This is a genomic window from Streptosporangium sp. NPDC051023, assembly GCF_040689595.1.
Taxonomy (GTDB): domain Bacteria; phylum Actinomycetota; class Actinomycetes; order Streptosporangiales; family Streptosporangiaceae; genus Streptosporangium.
Map to the genome: position 1 here is coordinate 1 of NZ_JBFBCE010000104.1, position 17,775 is coordinate 17,775.

At 69.9% G+C, this 17,775-nt stretch carries 10 protein-coding genes; 7 read left to right on the forward strand and 3 right to left on the reverse strand.

Going from position 1 to position 17,775, the window contains the following annotated elements; genetic code table 11:
* Window positions 1-120 precede the first annotated feature (120 nt).
* Window positions 121-999, reverse strand: a complete 879-nt coding sequence (locus AB0395_RS41460) for a PHB depolymerase family esterase (protein ID WP_366291647.1) — start codon at window positions 997-999, stop codon at window positions 121-123.
* Window positions 1,000-1,447: 448 nt separating this feature from the next.
* Between AB0395_RS41460 and AB0395_RS41465 the strand changes: the two genes are divergently transcribed.
* From AB0395_RS41465 to AB0395_RS41495, 7 genes are all read left to right on the forward strand, one after another.
* Window positions 1,448-2,416: a DUF389 domain-containing protein gene (locus tag AB0395_RS41465; protein WP_366291650.1), complete on the forward strand. Its 969-nt coding sequence runs from the start codon at window positions 1,448-1,450 to the stop codon at window positions 2,414-2,416.
* 211 nt (window positions 2,417-2,627) lie between these two features.
* Window positions 2,628-3,548 (forward strand): ABC transporter ATP-binding protein, encoded by a 921-nt coding sequence (locus tag AB0395_RS41470; protein ID WP_366291653.1) that lies wholly within the window; start codon window positions 2,628-2,630, stop codon window positions 3,546-3,548.
* On the forward strand, window positions 3,541-4,419 hold the full coding sequence (locus AB0395_RS41475; protein WP_366291656.1) for an ABC transporter permease: 879 nt from the start codon (window positions 3,541-3,543) through the stop codon (window positions 4,417-4,419). Before AB0395_RS41470 ends, AB0395_RS41475 begins: the two co-directional genes overlap by 8 nt.
* Complete coding sequence (locus AB0395_RS41480; protein ID WP_366291659.1) at window positions 4,416-5,330, forward strand: ABC transporter ATP-binding protein; 915 nt, start codon at window positions 4,416-4,418, stop codon at window positions 5,328-5,330. Before AB0395_RS41475 ends, AB0395_RS41480 begins: the two co-directional genes overlap by 4 nt.
* 3 nt (window positions 5,331-5,333) lie before the next feature.
* On the forward strand, window positions 5,334-6,050 hold the full coding sequence (locus AB0395_RS41485; RefSeq protein WP_366291662.1) for an ABC transporter permease subunit: 717 nt from the start codon (window positions 5,334-5,336) through the stop codon (window positions 6,048-6,050).
* A gap of 51 nt (window positions 6,051-6,101) precedes the next feature.
* Window positions 6,102-7,448, forward strand: coding sequence for an ATP-binding protein (locus tag AB0395_RS41490; protein WP_366291665.1), 1,347 nt, complete (start codon window positions 6,102-6,104; stop codon window positions 7,446-7,448).
* A 259-nt stretch (window positions 7,449-7,707) separates the two neighbouring features.
* Window positions 7,708-7,917 carry a hypothetical protein gene (locus AB0395_RS41495; protein WP_366291668.1) on the forward strand — a complete coding sequence of 70 codons (210 nt, stop codon included), beginning with the start codon at window positions 7,708-7,710 and terminating at the stop codon, window positions 7,915-7,917.
* A gap of 50 nt (window positions 7,918-7,967) precedes the next feature.
* On the opposite strand, the gene AB0395_RS41500 is transcribed toward AB0395_RS41495, so the two are convergent.
* Together AB0395_RS41500 and AB0395_RS41505 are read right to left on the reverse strand one after the other, a co-directional pair.
* Entirely contained in the window at window positions 7,968-8,786 is an 819-nt protein-coding gene (locus tag AB0395_RS41500) for a hypothetical protein (protein WP_366291671.1), read from the reverse strand.
* A gap of 84 nt (window positions 8,787-8,870) precedes the next feature.
* A complete protein-coding gene (locus tag AB0395_RS41505; RefSeq protein ID WP_366291674.1) occupies window positions 8,871-17,756 on the reverse strand; it encodes a hypothetical protein in 8,886 nt (2,961 codons plus the stop codon).
* Between the last annotated feature and the right edge of the window lie 19 nt (window positions 17,757-17,775).

Sequence of the window (17,775 nt, forward strand, 5' to 3'; positions counted from 1 at the left end):
GGCGATCCTGATATTATCCGGAGCGCCGCTCCATTTCAAGGTGAGACGAGTATCCGATGGAAGAGGTACGAGCGGACGCGACGGACGGGGCGGACGGGGCGGACGGGGCGGACGGGGCGGCTACGGCCGGTTCCGGCCGGCGAAGAAGTCGAGGACCGCGCGGGTCGCGTCGATCTCCGCGCTGCAGACGCCGCTCTCGGTGACTCGCGGCTTGTCCGTCCATCCCGGCCAGCAGTGCCCTCCCCCGCGTACGAGGATCAGCTCAACTGGGACGCTGCCGCCCGACCAGGTGACGCGCCGCAGGCTGGTGCCGTCGTCGGGCACCTTGTCGGGCAGGTCCCGGCTCCGTCTGCTCTTCGCACCGGCCGACCGGGCGAAGAGCGTGAGGGTGGGTTCGAGGCCGATGCTGGGTGTGGGTCTGCCGCTGCCGGTACCGGTGATGCGGCTTTCCGGCAGCCCCGCGAGCGGGCGCACCGGGTCGCGGTCTCCGTGGATGAGCAGGAGCGGAACCGCCCCGCGGGGCGTGAGCTCCGGTGGGAGCTGCCCGGCGACGGCCGCCACTGCCCTGAACAGGCCGGGCAGCTCGGTGGCCAGGCGCAGCGCCATGCTCGCGCCGTTGGAGAAGCCCGCGACGTAGACACGCCCGGCGTCGGCGCCCTCGGTCGCGGCAAGGTGATCGATCAGCTCGCGCAGGAAGCGCACGTCCCGGTCGAGCCCGGCCCCGTCGTCCCAGTGGTGGTCCAGCCCTTCGGGGTAGACGACGAGCATGCCGTCGGCCTCGCGGTCGAAACGGGTCCCGTGCCGCATGCCGGGCGCGTCCCCACCACGCCCGTGCAGGGCGATGAGCAGGGGGAGCCGGGCGGTCGTCGCCTCCGGCCGGTGCAGAAGGTAGGAGCGCCGTACCCCGCCCGAGCGCAGCGCGCCCCTGACGGTTCCCGCCTTCCTGACCGGCTGCCCGGTTCCCGCCTCTCCGGCAGGCCGCTCGGTAGGCGTCGTCACCGGTTTTGGCGCGACTGTCGCGGACAGGCCCGGCGGTACGGGTTCGGCGGCACAGCCGGACAGAGCGCATACGGACGCCACCGCCCAGGGGAGGACGACCCGGCCCGCGCTCCCCCGTCTCGCCCTCACCACGCGTCTCCTTCGTCCGTCGCCAGGCGGCCGGTCATCGGTCACATCCACACCCATCTCCCCGACCTGCGCGTGAGGCCAGGTTTCGATGTCAGGCGGCCGGTCCTCGGTCACGTCCACACCCCACCGGGGGCCTGACCCCGATCCTGCCGCATGCGCGATCACGGCGACGTGAACGACACCCCCACCGTCAAGTCCCACGGACGCGTCCGGTGACGACGTCATCACCTCGGCAGGCCTCAGCCCCCATCCGCGGGCCCGAAACCGGGGCAATGGCCTCGACTTCGAGGAGCCACAGCTCGGGGCCTATGGTGAGCCCGTGCTGCATCTACGTGTGATCAGTCCGCCCGAGCGCACCCAGGACGTGCTGCGGCTGCTCGACGACGCCGTCGGCGTGACCAACCTCGTCGTGCTGCCCGGCGTCGCCCGCTCCCCCAAGGGGGACCTGGTCCAGTTCGACGTCGCGCGGGAAGCGGCCAACGAGGTGATCGAGCACCTGCAACGCCTCGGCCTGTGCGCGGAGGGCTCCATCTCCGCCGAACAGATCGACCTGTCCATCTCGGACGCGGCAGACCGCGCCGAGGAGGAGGCTCCCGGCGAGGGTGACGACGCCGTGATCTGGGCGGAGTTCGCCAGACGGGTCGCCGCCGACTGCAGGCTCAGCTGGGCGTTCCTCACATTCCTCGCGATCGCCACACAGATCGCGGGAATCGGCGTCGTCGTCGACTCGCCGATCCTCATCGTCGGCGCGATGGTCCTGGGACCGGAGTTCGGCGCCGTCGCCGCCATCTGCTTCGGACTGCTGCGCCGCGACGGACGGCTGATCGGCGACGCCCTGCGCACGCTGGCCGTCGGCTTCTCGCTCGCCATCGCGATCACCTTCGCCTGCGCCCTGGTCTCCCGGGGACTCGGCTGGATCGAGCCGTCCGGCCTGACCGGGCACAAGGAGATCGAGTTCATCGTCAAGCCCGACAGGTGGTCGTTCATCGTGGCGCTGCTCGCGGGCGCGGCCGGGGTGCTGTCGGTCACGGCGGGCAAGTCCTCGGCCCTGGTGGGCGTCTTCATCTCGGTCACCACGGTCCCGGCCGCCGGATACTTCGCGGTGGCCGCCGCGCTGACTCGCTGGGACGACATGGCGGCCTCCGTCGCCCAGCTCGCGGTGAACATCGCGGGCATGATCATCGCCGGTACGACGACACTTCTCGCCCAGCGGGCCTACTGGTCGAGGTTCGGAGTACGGCTCCCGGTGCGCCCCCGCACCCGAGGCCCCAGAGGCGGTACCCCCTGAAGCCCCGGGCGCGGGGACTCGACGCACCCGGGCGTGTTCCGCGGATCCCCGCCACGGCGAAGGTCCGCGGAACGCGCCCTCCCCCGTCCCCCTGACCGGCCCCTCCGGGAAAACCCCTGAGAGAAACCTCGCTCCAACCGGACTTTCGGACGATGCGCGCCTCCTTCGCGTGGCGGAGGAATTCCCGCCATACGCTAGGTAGGGTCCGAACATGACTATCCTCGCCACCGAGGGACTAACCAGACGCTTTCCACGGGTGACGGCGCTCGACCAGCTCACCGTGACCGTCGGTCCCGGCGTCACCGGCCTGGTCGGCGCCAACGGCGCGGGCAAGTCCACCCTCATCAAGATCCTGCTGGGCCTGCTCGAGCCCTCGGCGGGGAACGCCCAGGTGCTCGGCATGAACGTGACGACCCAGGGCGCCGAGATCCGCCGCGTCGTGGGGTACATGCCCGAGCACGACTGCCTGCCCCCCGACCTGTCCGCCACCGAGTTCACCGTGCACATGGGGCAGATGTCCGGCCTGCCGCGCACGGCGGCCAGGGAGCGCGCCGCCGACGTGCTGCGCCACGTGGGCCTCTACGAGGAGCGCTACCGCGTGATGGGTGGCTACTCGACCGGTATGAAACAGCGGGTCAAACTGGCCCAGGCGCTGGTGCACGACCCGCGCCTGGTCTTCCTCGACGAGCCGACCAACGGCCTCGACCCACAGGGTCGCGACGAGATGCTGGGGCTGATCCGCAGGATCGGCACCGAGTTCGGCATCAGCGTGCTGGTCACCTCCCACCTGCTGGGAGAGCTCGAACGGGTCTGCGACCACGTCATCGTGATCGACGGCGGCAGGCTGCTGCGCTCCTCGTCGATCGCCGAGTTCACCCAGACCACCCAGACCGTCACGGTCGAGGTCGAGGAGGGACAGGAGGCGCTGGCCGCCCGCCTGACCGAGCTGGGCGAGACCGTCGCCAACCACGGCCGGATGCTCCTGGTCCAGGTCCGCGCGCCGGAGACCTTCGACACGCTCCGCGACGCCGTCTGCGACCTCGACCTGTGCCTGATCCGCATGGAACAGGGACGCCAGCGCATCGAGGACGTCTTCAGAGAGCCGGTCCACAGGGAGCCCGCCGATGTCTGAGCCCACAGGTGTCATCCACGACATCGGATACCGCCACTACGACGGGGTACGGCTGGGCCGGGGCCACGCGACCACGGCGCTGGTCGTGCACAGCCTGCGCGGGGTGTTCGGCCTCGGCCGCACGGCCCGCGCGAAGATCGTCCCTTTCCTGATCGTGGGCGTCATGATGCTGCCCGCGGTCGTCTCCATCGCGATCATGGCGCTGCTCAAGCAGCAGGGGATGACCTACACCTCCTACGGCGTCACCATGCAGGCCGTGCTGGCGATCTTCCTGGCCGCGCAGTCGCCGTACATCGTGGCGCCCGACCTACGCTTCCGGGTGCTGCCGCTCTACCTGTCCCGCCCGGTGACGCTGTGGGACTACGTCGGCGCGAAGCTCACGGCGATGGTCACGGCGATGTTCCTGCTGCTGGCCGTACCGCTCACCGTGCTCTACATCGGCGAGCTGATCATCGACCTGCCGGGACCGTCCCACACGGGCAACTACCTGACCTCCATGGCGGGTGCGGCCGTCTACGCGCTGCTGCTGTCCTGCGTCGGCGTGGCGATCGCCTCCTTCACGCCGAGACGCGGCCTCGGCGTCGCCTCGGTCATCGCGTTCTACCTGCTCACCTCGGCCGTCTCGACCGTCGTCTCGGCGACCATGGAGTCGGTGAACAACTACACCGCCTCGGGATGGGCCCTGCTGATCAACCCGTTCTTCCTGGTCGACGCGGCGGTGCACGTCGGGATCTTCGGCGCCGCCGCCTCCTCGCCCGTCGTCTACCCGAGTGGAAGCAACGTCGTGCTGCAGCTCCTGCTCGTGGCCGGGCTGATCGTCCTGTCCGTGATCGCCCTGGTCACCCGTTACCGGAAGGCGGCCGCACGATGAACATCGAACTGGCCCAGGTCTCCCGCTGGTACGGCAACGTGGTGGCCGTCAACGACGTCACCATGACCATCGGTCCCGGCGTCACCGGCCTGCTCGGCCCGAACGGCGCGGGCAAGTCCACGCTGCTGCACATGATGGCCGGGTTCCTCGCCCCCTCGGGCGGAACGGTCACCCTCGACGGCACGAAGATCTGGCGCAACCACGAGGTCTACCGCTCGATCGGCCTGGTCCCCGAGCGCGAGGCCGCCTACGGTTTCCTCACCGGCTGGGAGTTCGTGCTGTCCAGCGCCAGGCTCCACCGACTGCCCAACCCCGAGGACGCCGCGCGCAAGGCGGTCGCCACGGTCGAGATGGAGTCCGCAAAGGACCGCAAGATCGAGACCTACTCCAAGGGCATGCGCCAGCGAATCAAGGTCGCCGCCGCGCTCGTGCACGACCCGCAGGTGCTCCTGCTCGACGAGCCCTTCAACGGCATGGACCCGCGCCAGCGCATGCACCTGATGGACCTGGTGAGCACCATGGGCGCCGCGGGCAAGACCATCCTGTTCAGCTCGCACATCCTGGAGGAGGTCGAGCGCGTCGCCCAGCACATCGAGGTGCTGGTCGCGGGGCGCCACGCCGCCACGGGCGACTTCCGCGAGATCCGCCGCAGGATGACCGACAGGCCCCACCTGTTCCGGGTCCGTTCCAGCGACGACCGGCGTCTGGCCTCGGCCCTGATCGCCGACGGCTCCTCCAGCTCGGTCTCGCTCACCCAGACGGGCCTGGAGGTGCAGGCCGTCGACTTCCGGCGGTTCACCTGGCTGCTGCCCAGAGTCGCCAGGGACGTGAACGTACGGGTCTGGCAGATCTCCCCGGCCGACGAAGACCTGGAGAGCGTCTTCTCCTACCTGATCAACAGGAGCAGCTGACCAATGAACGCTGTCATCGCCGGAATCTCCTACCGTGCGCTGCTCGGCCGCAGAAGGATCTGGCTCCTGGTCCTGCTGCCGGTGGTGCTGATCGGCCTGGCCATACTCCTGCGGATCATCAGCGGCGGGAGCGAGCGGATCGCGATCGAGTTCATGCAGAAGTTCGCCATCGGCACCGTGCTGCCCCTGCTCGGCCTGATCGCGGGGACCGGCGTGATCGCGCCCGAGATCGACGACGGCACGATCGTCCATCTGCTGTCCAAGCCGATCTCCCGCCCGGTCATCGCGCAGAGCAAGTTCCTCGTCGCCGCCTCGGTCCTCGCGCTGTTCGCCGCCGTGCCGACCTTCATCGCGGCCTACCTGCTGGTCAACCTCGAATCCGGGATCGCCTACGGCTTCGCCGTCGGCGCCCTGGCGGGCGGCGTCGCCTACGCGGCACTGTTCATGCTGCTGGGCGTCCTGACCCGGCACGCGGTGACGGTCGGCATCGCCTACGCGCTCATCTGGGAGGGCGTGGTCGGCAACTTCGTCCCCGGCGCCCGTAGATACTCCATCCAGCAGTGGGCCCAGACGGTCGCCGACCAGGTGTCCTCCTCCTCGTTCCTGTCCAGCGACCTCACGATCACCTTCGCCGTCACCGCCCTGCTGGTCGTCACGGTCGGCGCCGTCGTCTGGGCCGGCCAGCGCCTTCGGAGCTTCTCCCTGACCGGCGACGAGTAGTCCCCTTGTGTGCACCCCCTTGGCGAGGGGGTGCACATGTACGGTTCAGATATGAAGCCTCGCCTGACCGAGCTGCGCCTCACCGAGTTCAAGACTTTCAGCGAGGCGACTCTTCCCCTGGGCCGTATGACGACGCTCATCGGCCGCAACAGCAGCGGGAAGTCCAACGCCCTCGACGGACTCGAAGTGCTGTCCCGGCTGGCGACAGGAGCGGATCTCGTCGACGCGCTGGACAGCAGGCGGGGTGACGAGGGACCGCTGCGCGGAGGCGTGGAAGGATGCCCTCCCCATGGGATGGACCGATTCCGACTGGGATGCACCATCCTTGCCAACGCGTTCGACGGGGACCACGACTACCTGAGGCTCGATGTCACGATTCAGGTCCGCCCAGAGCCGGAGATCATCAGCGAGAGCCTGGTCGGCGTGTCGGAGAAACGGCACGCGGCTCGGAAATCGGTGAACCGGACCACTCGTGAGCTTTTCCGGACGACGGATGCGAGACCAGGGTCCGGAACCGTCGACGCCACCTGGCACAGCGGCCGCCGGGGGCGAACCCCTGAGGCGTCGTTCCAGTCGACCCGGCTGCTCACCAGTCAGCTTCCGCTCAGACTAGGGGATACCAAGGCGGAGTGGCAGGTCGCCGACGCTGCACAGGACGCCCTGAAGACGCTTCGCGGAGTCTTCCATCTGGATCCCGTCCCCCATCTCATGCGCCAATACGTCCCCAGCCGGGACATCCGGCTGCGCAGGACGGCGGAGAACCTCTCCGCCGTGGTCGATCACCTGGCGAAACATGATCCCGAACGGTTCCGGCAACTGATCTCCCATGTGCGCGGTCTCGTCGAGCACGAGGTGACGGGGATAGAGATCATCCGTTCCCAGCTCGACGACGTAATGCTGGCCCTGCGAGAGGACGGAGCCATCACGCCCGCCAGGGAGATGAGCGACGGCCTGCTGAGGTTCGCGGCCATCGCCACGAGCCTGCTTCGCGAGGGACAGGATCTCGACCTCGGCGCCCGCGGAATGGAAGGTGACAGAAGATCCCCCACTCTGGTGATCGAGGAACTGGAGAACGGCCTGCATCCATCCCAGGCCAGCCAGATACTCGGTCTGGTCAAGCAGGCCACACAGGAAGACGCCTCCCAAGTGATCTTCACGACGCACAGTCCCGCGCTGCTCTCGGCTCTGGAACCGGAGGACCACAGGCATGTCGTCGTCTGTTCCCGTGACCGTGAGACCGGCCTTTCCCACCTTCGACAGCTTCCCGAGATGGACGGGTATCCCAGCCTGATGGCCCAAGGCGACCTCGGCACAGTCGTCACCTCCGGTCTCCTGGAGCAGGCATCCGCGCGGCCCCGTGACTTCACCGAGTTCGACCGGCTCATGGGGATCAGCTAGACATGGCGCCCAGAGTGGAGTTCGTTGACACCTCCGTGCTCTGCAACATCCTCGACCTTCCCGGGAAGAACCAGGACCGGGAAGGTGTGTTGCGACAGTTGCGGGAGGAGAAACGAGAATGCGATCTCATCCTGCCCGTCACCACGGTGATCGAGACCGGCAACCACATCGCTCAGCTCCCCGACGGCCGCATCCGCAGAGATCGCGCCGACAAGTTGCACCGGCTGCTAATCTGGTCATCGCCGGTGAAGCCCCCTGGGTGCTCCACACCGTCGAGTGGGGCGAGGGATTCCTGCGCTGCCTGCTCGCGGGAGCGGGAACCGGGACTCCCTTCTCCGACCACGTGATGGCCGAACTGGGCTTGGGAGACCTCTGCATCCTGACCGAGCGGGAGCTCTACCGCACCAGGGTCGTCAATGTGGAGGTTGGCATCTGGACTCTGGACACGCAGCTTCGGTCCCATTCGTGAGCCGCGACGGTACGGCCCGCCGCACGTCGCGGGCCGTACCGGGTGGTTCGTCAGGGCTGCTGTCGCAGGTGGAACGGGAACTTCCCCTTGCGGAACGCCCACACCCCCAACGTGGCCACGGCCAGTAGCGCCGCCCCCGTGGGGATGTACCACGGGCGGTCCGTCGCTGAGGAGATCGCCCGGCCCGCGGCCTCGGCCGCGGCGCCCGCGGGAAGCTGGTCGGAGTGGGTGGCGCAGACGATGGGCCTGTCCCCGCCTGCGGCGCTCGCGCAGGCGATGGTCGCCAGGCGCAGCAGGTCCTCCGGGGTTGCCAGCACCTGGGCGGTGGTGTGGAAGGTCGCGTCCTTCCCCGCGGGCAGGTCGACGTTCCAGGCGACCTCGCCCTCCTTGGATGTGCCGTGGCCGTCGGCCGAGACGAACCGGAGGCCTGAGGGCATGGTCTGGACGAGACGGAGCTTACGGGCGTCGGTCGTGCCGATGTTGTGGACGGTGACGGTGTAGGTCAGCCGGTCCCCCTCCTTGGTCGTCGTCCGCCCGTTGTCGATGCCGATGCTGAGTTTGGGGACGGCGCCCGCCGCCTCGACGGGACCGCCCTTCTCCGCCCCGGCCTCCGTCCCGGCCCGACCCGCACCGGCCTTTCCGGCCCCGTCGTCCTCCGGGTGCGGCCTGCTCTGCCCGTGCGAGACCCTCACCGCGTACGGCTCGCCCGCCGAGTACGGCCAGGCCGCGACCGCCGCTGACGAGGGTGTGGCAAGCGCGACGACCATGACCGCGCCGAGCCCGCAGAGCCCGGGAAGCACGGGGAGCGCGGGGAGCACGGGGAGCACTGCGGCGCGCCTCCCGGTGCCGGTGGACGGGGTTCCTGCCATGGCTTGTCTCCTTCGCGTTGTTCGTTTCGTGTGCCGGGCGGGTCACGGGGCGCCCGCTGGGTTCCGGCTCGGAGCGGTGGCCTGTCAGTTGGTCGTCGCGACGTAGTCGAGCGTCGCCGAGTATCCGGCCGACGGGACGAACGGGATGTCGACCTCGTAGTCGTTGCTGATGGCGTCCCCGCTCGGCGCCGAAGGGCCGGGCTGCGTGTGGACGAGCACCGGCGTGCTGGGCGACAGGGGCGAGAACGCCGTCGTGCCGTGCTCGCGCACGCGCAGGCTGCCGATCGGGATGGAGAACGTCTCCCCCGACAGCGTCGTGGTGAGCCGGCCTGACCTCGCAAGGACGGTGACGGAGTAGCCGTCCGGGCTGTTGGTCGTGACCGTCATCGTCACGATCTCGTCGCGCCGTACGGTCGTGTCCGGGCTCCCGGACAGCGTGAAGTCGTCGGTCAGGTCGGTGAGGGTGATGCTCACCGGCGTCACCGTGGTCGAGACGGAGCAGCGGGGATCGGTGCCGCCGCTCGGGCAGGTGCTGCCGAGCGTCGCGGAGACGACCCGGTTGTCGAGGAGGGCGTCTCCGCCGGGGGCCTCGTCCATGACCGTGACGGTGAAGGTGATGACCACGGCCGCGTCGACGGGCAGTGCCCCCGTCCACGTCAGGCGGTCACCGCCGAATTCGACGGTGCCGACGGACGCGGTCGCGTCGCCCGGGTAAACGGCGTCGTCGAGCACTCCGGCCAGCAGGTCGGTGACCGTGGCCGCGACGTAGGGGACCTCGCCGGTGTTGGTGGCCACGATCGTGTACCGGACCTGGCCGCCCGCGACGATGTCGCCGTTGTTGTCGGCGGCCAGGGTGATGGTGAGAGCGGGGACGAGCACGGTGACGGTCGCCGCGCAGCGGGGGTCGGTCCCGCCGATGGGACAGGTGCTGCCCTGAGAGGTCGAGGTCACGGCAGCGGTGAGGGTCCTGTCGCCCAGGGCGGGGTAGGTGGTCGTGACCGAGTAGGTGACCGTCGCGGTCGCGCCGACGGCCAGACCGCCGATCCAGGTCAGGGCACCATCCGCGTAGGTGACGGTTCCGGTGGTCGCGGTCGCGTCGCCGGGGTAGACGGCGTCGTCCAGGACGCCGGTCAGCGAATCGACGAAGGTGGCCCCGGTGTAGGGGGCCTCGCCGGTGTTCACGAGCGTCACTGTGTAGTGGACGGCTCCGCCCGCGGTGACGGTGACCCTGTCGGCGGTCTTCGTGATCGTCAGCTGCGGGACCAGGACGCGCACGAGCGTCGTGCATGCCGGGTCGCCGCCTCCCGAGGGGCAGGTGTTGCCCGGGGAGGCCGAGACCAGGGTGCCGGAGATGACCTTGTCGCCGGTGTCGGGATCCCGCACCGTGACGGAGTAGGTGACGGTGGCGCTGGCGCCGATCGCGAGGGCGCCCGTCCAGCTCAGGTTCGAGCCGTCGAAGGCGACCGTGCCGGTGCTCGCCGTCGCGTCCCCGCCGTAGGCCGCGTCGTCGAGAGCCCCGGCCAGCGGCTCGGTGAAGGACGCGACGCCGTACGGCGTCTGCCCGGTGTTGGTGACGACGATCGTGTAGCCGATCGTGCTTCCCGGGGTCGCGGTGGCCGTTCCCGCCGTCTTGGTGATGACCAGTGCGGGGATCAGGACCGTGACGCTCGCGGAGCAGGCCGGGTTCGTGCTCCCCACCGGACAGGTGCTGCCCTGGGCGGACGAGGCGATGACGCTCCTGACCGCCTTGTCCCCGGGATCCGGGTCGCGCACCGTGACGGAGTAGGTGACGGTCGCGGTCGCGCCGATCTCCAGGTCACCGCTCCAGGTCAGGTCGGAACCGCTGAACGCCACGCTGCCCGAGTCCGTGGTCGCGTTCCCGTCGTAGACCGCGTCGTCGAGGACCTGCGCCAGCGAGTCGGTGACGACCGCCCCGCCGTACGGCGTCTGCCCGGAGTTCTGGATCGTGATCGTGAACCGTACAACCTGGCCGGGTGTCGTGGTCGCCGTGTCCGCGGTGGTCGAGATGGCGAGCGCGGGGACCAGGACGATCACCGTGGAGACGCAGGCGGGGTTGGAACCGTCGGCGGGACAGGTGCTGCCCTGCTGGCCGGAGGACACGACACCGGTGAGGAGTCTGTCCCCCGGGTCGGGGTCGCGCACGATGACCGAGTAGGTCACCGTCACCGAGGCGCCGATCGCCAGGTCACCGGTCCAGGTCAGGTTCGGAGCCGTGAAGGCGACCGTGCCCGCACTGGCGGTCGCGTCGGCGTTGTAGACCGCGTCGTCGAGGATCTGCGCCAGCGAGTCGGTGACGACCGCCCCGCTGTACGGCGTCTGCCCGGAGTTCTGGATCGCGATCGTGTAGTGGACCGTCGCGCCGGGCGTCGTGGTCACGGTGTCGGCGCTCCTGCTGATCGACAGGACGGGCAGGAGCACGGTGACCACCACGCTGCACGCCGGGTCACCGCTCCCCGTCGGGCAGGTACTGCCCTCCGCGTCGGAGACGACCGTGTTGACCATCGTCTTGTCGCCGAAGTCGGGATCGCGCACGGTCACCGTGTACGTGATGGTCACGGAGGCTCCGACCGCGAGGTCACCGGTCCAGGTCAGGTTCGAGCCGCCGAAGGCGACCGTGCCGGTGCTCGCCGTGGCGTCGGCGTTGTAGACGGCGTCGGTCAGCACCCGGGCCAACTGGTCGGTGAGCGTCAGGCCGGTGTACGGCGTCTGCCCGCTGTTGGTGGCCGTGACCGTGTAGCCGACCGTGCCGCCCGGCGTGGTCGTCGCCCTGTCCGCGGAGGTGGTGATGGTCAGGGCGGGCACCAGGACGTTCACCACGGTGGAACAGGCGGGGTTCGTGCCACCGACCGGGCAGTTGCCGCCCGGGGTGGTCGAGGTGACGAAGGTGGTCAGGACCCTGTCGCCGGTGTCGGGATCGTTCACCCTGCTCGAACCCGTCAGGGTCATCGACGCGCCGACCGCCAGGTCACCGGTCCACACCGCCTGCCCCAGCTCGTTCACGCCGACGCTTCCCGAGGTGACCGCGAGGTTGCCCTCGTAGGTCGCGTCGTCGTTCACGGCGTCGCCGTTGAGGGTGAAGTTGGCGCCCGCGTAGTCGGTCTGCCCGGTGTTGGTGACCGTGACCGTGTAGTGCACCAGTTCGCCCGGCTTGGCGGTGGACATGTCCGCGGTGTGCGCGATCGTCAGCCTCGACAGCAGGACCGTCGTCGCGCAGCGCGGATCGGTCTCGCCCACCGGGCAGGTGCTGCCGATGGTGGCCGAGGTGACGGCGTCGGTCAGCCGCCCGTCTCCCGCACCGGGGTCGTTCGCCGTAACGCTGTAGGTGATGGTGGCTGTCGCGCCGGGGTTGAGGCCTCCGGTCCAGTGCAGCGTGGGAGCGGTGTAGGTGACCGTCCCGGAGGTCGCCGTCGCGTCGCCGCCGTACACGGCGTCGTCGAGCAGTCCCGTCAGGGAGTCGGAGACCGTCGCCGCGGCGTAGGGCACCTGCCCGGAGTTGGTGACCGTGATCGTGTGAGTCACGGTGCCCCCTGGGACGACGGAGGTGACGTTCGTGGTCTTCACGACCGTCAGCACGGGGGTGAGGAGGACGACGTTCGTGGTGCACGCCGGGTTGCCGCTGGCGAGCGGACAGGTGCTTCCCTGCTCGGTGGAGACGATCGAGTCGGTCATGAGCTTGTCACCGCCGAGGCCGGTCACGGTGACCGAGTAGGTGATGGTCACGGTCGCGCCGACGGCGAGGTCACCGGTCCAGTGCAGCGTGGGGGCGGTGTAGGTGACCGTCCCGGAGGTCGCCGTCGCGTCGCCGCCGTAGACCGCGTCGTCGAGCAGTCCTGCCAGGGAGTCGGAGACCGTCGCGCCGGTGTACGGCGTCTGCCCGCTGTTGGTCACCGTGATCGTGTAGGCGACTCTCCCTCCGGGAGCCACCGCGCTCCTGTCGGCCGTCTTGATGACGGTCAGCCTGGGGGTCAGGACGGTGACGGAGGCCACACAGCCGGGGTCGGTGCTCGCGGGCGGACAGGTGTTCCCCGGCGCGGCCGAGGAGACGACGCTGTTGATCACCTTGTTGCCCGGGTCGGGGTTCAGCACGGTGAAGGTGCCGGTCACCGTGACGCTGCCGCCCACCGGGATGTCCCCCGTCCACTCGAGCCCGGTCGCCCCGAAGGCCAGCGACCCCGAGGTCGCGGAGTGGTCCCCGTTGGGGAAGGCGTCGTCGACGACGTCGGCCCCCAGGAAGCCGACGGTGATTCCGTAGTACGGGGTCTTGCCGGTGTTGGTCATCACACCGGTGAAGCGCACCACGCCCCCCGGTTTCACGGTCGTCACGTCGGCGGTGTTGACGATCCTCAGCCTGGAGACCGTCACCGTGCTGCCGCATCGGGGGTCGGTTCCGCCCACCGGGCAGTTGCCGCCGACCGACGCCGACGTCAGGGCGTTGACGAGGACGTCGTCACCGGTGTCCGGGACGCGCACGGTCACCGAGTAGGTGACCGTGACCGAGCCACTCGCCGGGACGGTGCCCGTCCAGGTCAGGTTCGAACCGGCGAGACCGACCGTTCCCGCGCCGGCGACCGCGTCCCCGTTGTAGACCGCGTCGTCCAGCGTGCCCGTCAGGTCGTCGGTGAACGTCGCGCCGGCGTACGGCGTCAGCCCGCTGTTGGAGACCGTGATCGTGTAGGTGACCACGCCCCCCTCGACGGTCGTGCTCGTGCTCGCCGTCTTGACGAACGTCAGCGTGGCCGCCTGGACGATCCTGACGGCGGCCGTGCAGCGCGGGTCGGTCGCGCCTACCGGGCAGGTGCTGCCGCGGGCGGCCGAGGAGACGGTCCCGGCCAGGTTCAGGTCTCCGGTCACGGGGTTGTTGACCGTCACCGAGTAGGTGACGGTGACGGTCGCGCCGACGGCGAGGTCACCGGTCCAGGTCAGGTTCGAACCGGCCAGGGCGACCGCGCCGCCGCTCGCCGTGGCGTCCCCGTTGTAGACCGCGTCGTCCAGGACACCCGCAAGCGCGTCGGTGAACGTGATCCCCGTATAGGCGAGCTGCCCGCTGTTCGTGGCCGTGACGGTGTAGGTGATCGTGACGCCGGGTGTCGCCGTGGTGACGCCGGTCGTCTTCCTGATCGTCAGGGCGGGGGTCAGGACGACGACCGTCGCGGAGCACCGCGCGTCACCACTCGCGGGAAGACAGTTGCTTCCCGTGGCCGACGAGGTGACGGAGCTGGCCAGCGACTTGTCTCCGGGGTCGGGATCGCGCACCGTCACCGAGTAGGTGACCGTGGCGGTCGCGCCGACGGCGAGGTCACCGGTCCAGGTCAGGTTCGAACCGGCCAGGGCGACCGCGCCGCCGCTCGCCGTGGCGTCCCCGTTGTAGACCGCGTCGTCCAGGACACCCGCAAGCGCGTCGGTGAACGTGATCCCCGTGTACGGGGTCTGGCCGGAGTTGGTGACCGTGACCGTGTAACCGACCGTGCCGCCGGGAGTGGTCGAGGTCGTGTCCGCGGTGTTGGTGATCGTCAGTCCGGGGACCACCACGGTGAGTCTGGCCGTACAGCGGGGGTCGGTGCCGCCCGCGGGACAGGTGCTGCCGGGAGCGTTGGCCACCAGGGTGCCGGTCAGGACCCGGTTGCCGGTCGGCGGGTTCTTCACGGTCAGGGTGCCGGTGACGGTTACGGTGCCTCCGACCGGGATGTTCCCCGTCCAGGTGATCTTGCTGGCGTCGAGGACCAGGGTTCCCGAGGAGGCGACCTGGTCACCCTTGGGAATGGCGTCGTCGAGGGTGTCCGTGGCGGGACTGAAGATGCTGATCCCGTTGTAGGGGACCTGCCCCGTGTTGGTGAACGTGGCGTTGAGGCGCACCACCGTGCCCGGGGTCGCGGTGGATCCGACGTAGCTCTGGGAGACGACCAGCCTGGCCACCGGCACGGTGGCGGAACACCGGGCGTCGGTGCTTCCCGCCGGGCAGTTCGCGCCCTTCGCGGCCGAGACGACCGAGCCGCCGAGCAGGGCGTCTCCCGGGTCGGGATCGCGCACGGTGACCGAGTAGGCGATCGTGGCGCTCGCGCCGGGCGCCAGGTTGCCGGTCCAGGTCAGGTCGGTGCCGCCGAGGGCGACCGTACCCGCGCTGGCGGTGGCGTCCCCGTTGTAGACCGCGTCGTCGAGCACCCCGGCGAGCTGGTCGGTGACGGTGGCGCCGGTGTAGGGGGTCTGGCCCGAGTTGGTGAGGGTGAGCGAGTAGTGAACGGTCGCCCCGGGTACCGTCGTCGAGACGTCCGAGGTCTTGGCGATGGTCAGGGCGGGCACGAGGACGTAGACGACCGAGACGCACTGGCCGCCCGGGCCCGAGGGCGGGCAGGTGCTTCCCGCGTTGCCGGAGACCACCACGCCGACCATGAGCTTGTCGCCGGGGTCGGGGTCGCGCACCGTCACCGAGTAGGTCACCGTCACCGAGGCGCCGATCGCCAGGTCACCGGTCCAGTTCAGGTTCGAGCCGTCGAAGGCGACCGTGCCGGTGCTCGCCGTGACGTCGCCGTTGTAGACGGCGTCGGTCAGCACCAGGGCGAGCTGGTCGGTGAACGCCGCTGCCGTGTACGGAGTCTGGCCGGTGTTGGTGGCCGTGACCGTGTAGGTGACGGTGCCGCCAGGGGTGATCGCCTGCGTGTCCGCGGTGTTGGTGATCGTCAGTGCGGGGACCAGCACGGTGACCAGGGTGTTGCACTGGGGGGCCGGGTTGGCGGGCGGGCAGGTGCTGCCGGGGGCGGAGGAGGTGACGGAGGTGGTCAGGATCCTGTCGCCGGTGTCGGGGTCGTTCACCCTGACCGACCCCGTCACGATCACGCTCTGCCCGATCGCCAGGTCACCGGTCCACACCGCCTGTCCCAGGGCGTTCAGACCGATGCTTCCCGAGCTGACGAGGAGGTTGCCGTTGTAGGTCGCGTCGTCGTTCACGCCGTCACCGGCGAGGGTGAAGCTGATGCCCGTGTAGTCGGTCTGCCCGGTGTTGGTCAGTGTGATGGTGTACGGCACGACGCCACCGGGCGTGGTCGTGGTGACGTTCGTCGTGTTGGTGATCTGCAGCCGGGGGACCAGGACGAGTACGTCACTGGCGCACCGCGGGTTCGTGCTGCCCGCCGGGCAGGTGCTGCCGGAGGTCGTCGAGGAGACGGCGCCGATCAACTCCTTGTCCCCCGTGTCCGGGTCCTTCACGGTGACCGAGTAGGTCACGGTCGCGCTCGCACCGACCGCCAGGTTGCCGATCCAGGTCAGGCTGGAGCCGCTGAGCGTCACGCTTCCCGCCGTCGCGACGGCGTCGCCGTTGTAGGTCGCGTCGTCGAGCACCCCGGCCAGCGCGTCGGTGAACGTCGCACCGGTGTAGGCCGTCTGGCCCGAGTTGGTGGCCGTGACCGTGTAGTGCACGGTCGAGCCGGGTGTCGTGGACGAGACGTCAGCCGTCTTGGAGATCGTCAGTGCGGGCACCAGGACCGGGACGCTGGTGGAGCAGCTGGGAGCCGGGCTCGTGGCGCGGCAGTTGGTCCCCGCGGCCGTTGAGGTGACCGTGCTGTTCAGGGCCTTGTCCCCGGTGTCGGGATCCTTCACGGTGACCGAGTAGGTCACGGTCGCCGTCGCACCGACCGCCAGGTTGCCGGTCCAGGTCAGGGTCGAGTCGCTGAGCGAGGCGCTTCCCGCCGTCGCGGTCGCGTCGCCGTTGTAGGTCGCGTCGTCGAGCACCCCGGCGAGGGGCACCGTGAAGCTCGTGCCGGTGTAGGGCGTCTGGCCGGTGTTGGCGGCGGTGACCGTGTAGCGCACGGTCGAGCCGGGCGTCGCGGTGGCCACGTCCGCGCTGCTGCTGATCGTGAGGGCCGGGACGAGGACGGTGACGGTCGCGGTGCACTGGGCGCCGGGGTTGCCCGCCGGGCAGGTGCTTGCCTGGGTGGCCGAGGAGACGGTGCCGGTCAGGCTCCTGTCCCCGGCGTCCGGGTCCTTCACGGTGACCGAGTAGGTGACGGTGGCGCTGGCGCCGACCGCGAGGTTACCGGTCCAGGTCAGGCTGGAGCCGCTGAGCGTCACGCTTCCCGCCGTCGCGACGGCGTCGCCGTTGTAGGTCGCGTCGTCGAGCACCCCGGCCAGCGCGTCGGTGAACGTCGCACCGGTGTAGGCCGTCTGGCCGTTGTTGGTGACCGTGACGGTGAAGGGAACCGTCGAGCCCGGGGTCGTGGTCGAGACGCCCGCCGACTTGACGATGGACAACCCGGAGACGGTCACCGTCGCGGTGCACCGGGTGTCGGAGCCGCCGGCGGGGCAGGTGCTGCCCAGCGTCGGGGAGGTCACCGTGCCCGTCAGAATCTTGTTTCCGGTGTCCGGGCTCGCCACCTTGACGGAGTAGGTGATCGTCACCGTCGCGCCCGCCGCGACGTTGCCGCTCCAGGTCAGGTTCGGGCTGGTGTAGGAGACGGTGCCCGAGGTCGCCACCGCGTCCGCGTTGTAGGTCGCGTCGTCCAGGACTCCGGCCAGCGGGTCGGTCAGCGTCACTCCGGTGAACGCGCTCGCCCCGGTGTTGTTCACGGTGATCGTGTAGTTGACCGTGCCCCCCGGCGCGGCGGCCGAGACGTTGGCGGTCTTGACGATGACCAGCGGACCCGCCGTGACGACGAGCGTCACGGCCCTGGTGGCCGTCTGCCCGTTGGCGTCGGTCACCTGGACGGTGAACGGGTAGCTGCCGGTCGTGGTCGGTGTGCCGGACAGCACCCCCGTCGAGGCGTTGAGCGTCAGCCCCGGCGGCAGACTTCCCGCCGAAACCGACCAGGTGAGCGGCGTCGTGCCGCCGGTCACGGTCAGCGGAACGCTGTAGGCGACCCCGACCTGGGCCGCGGGCGGGGCGGAGAAGGAGAACGAGGGCTGGGCCACGACCGAGACGGTGACCGTCTTGGTGGCGGTCTGGTTCAGGGCGTCGGTCACCTTCGCGGTGAAGGAGTAG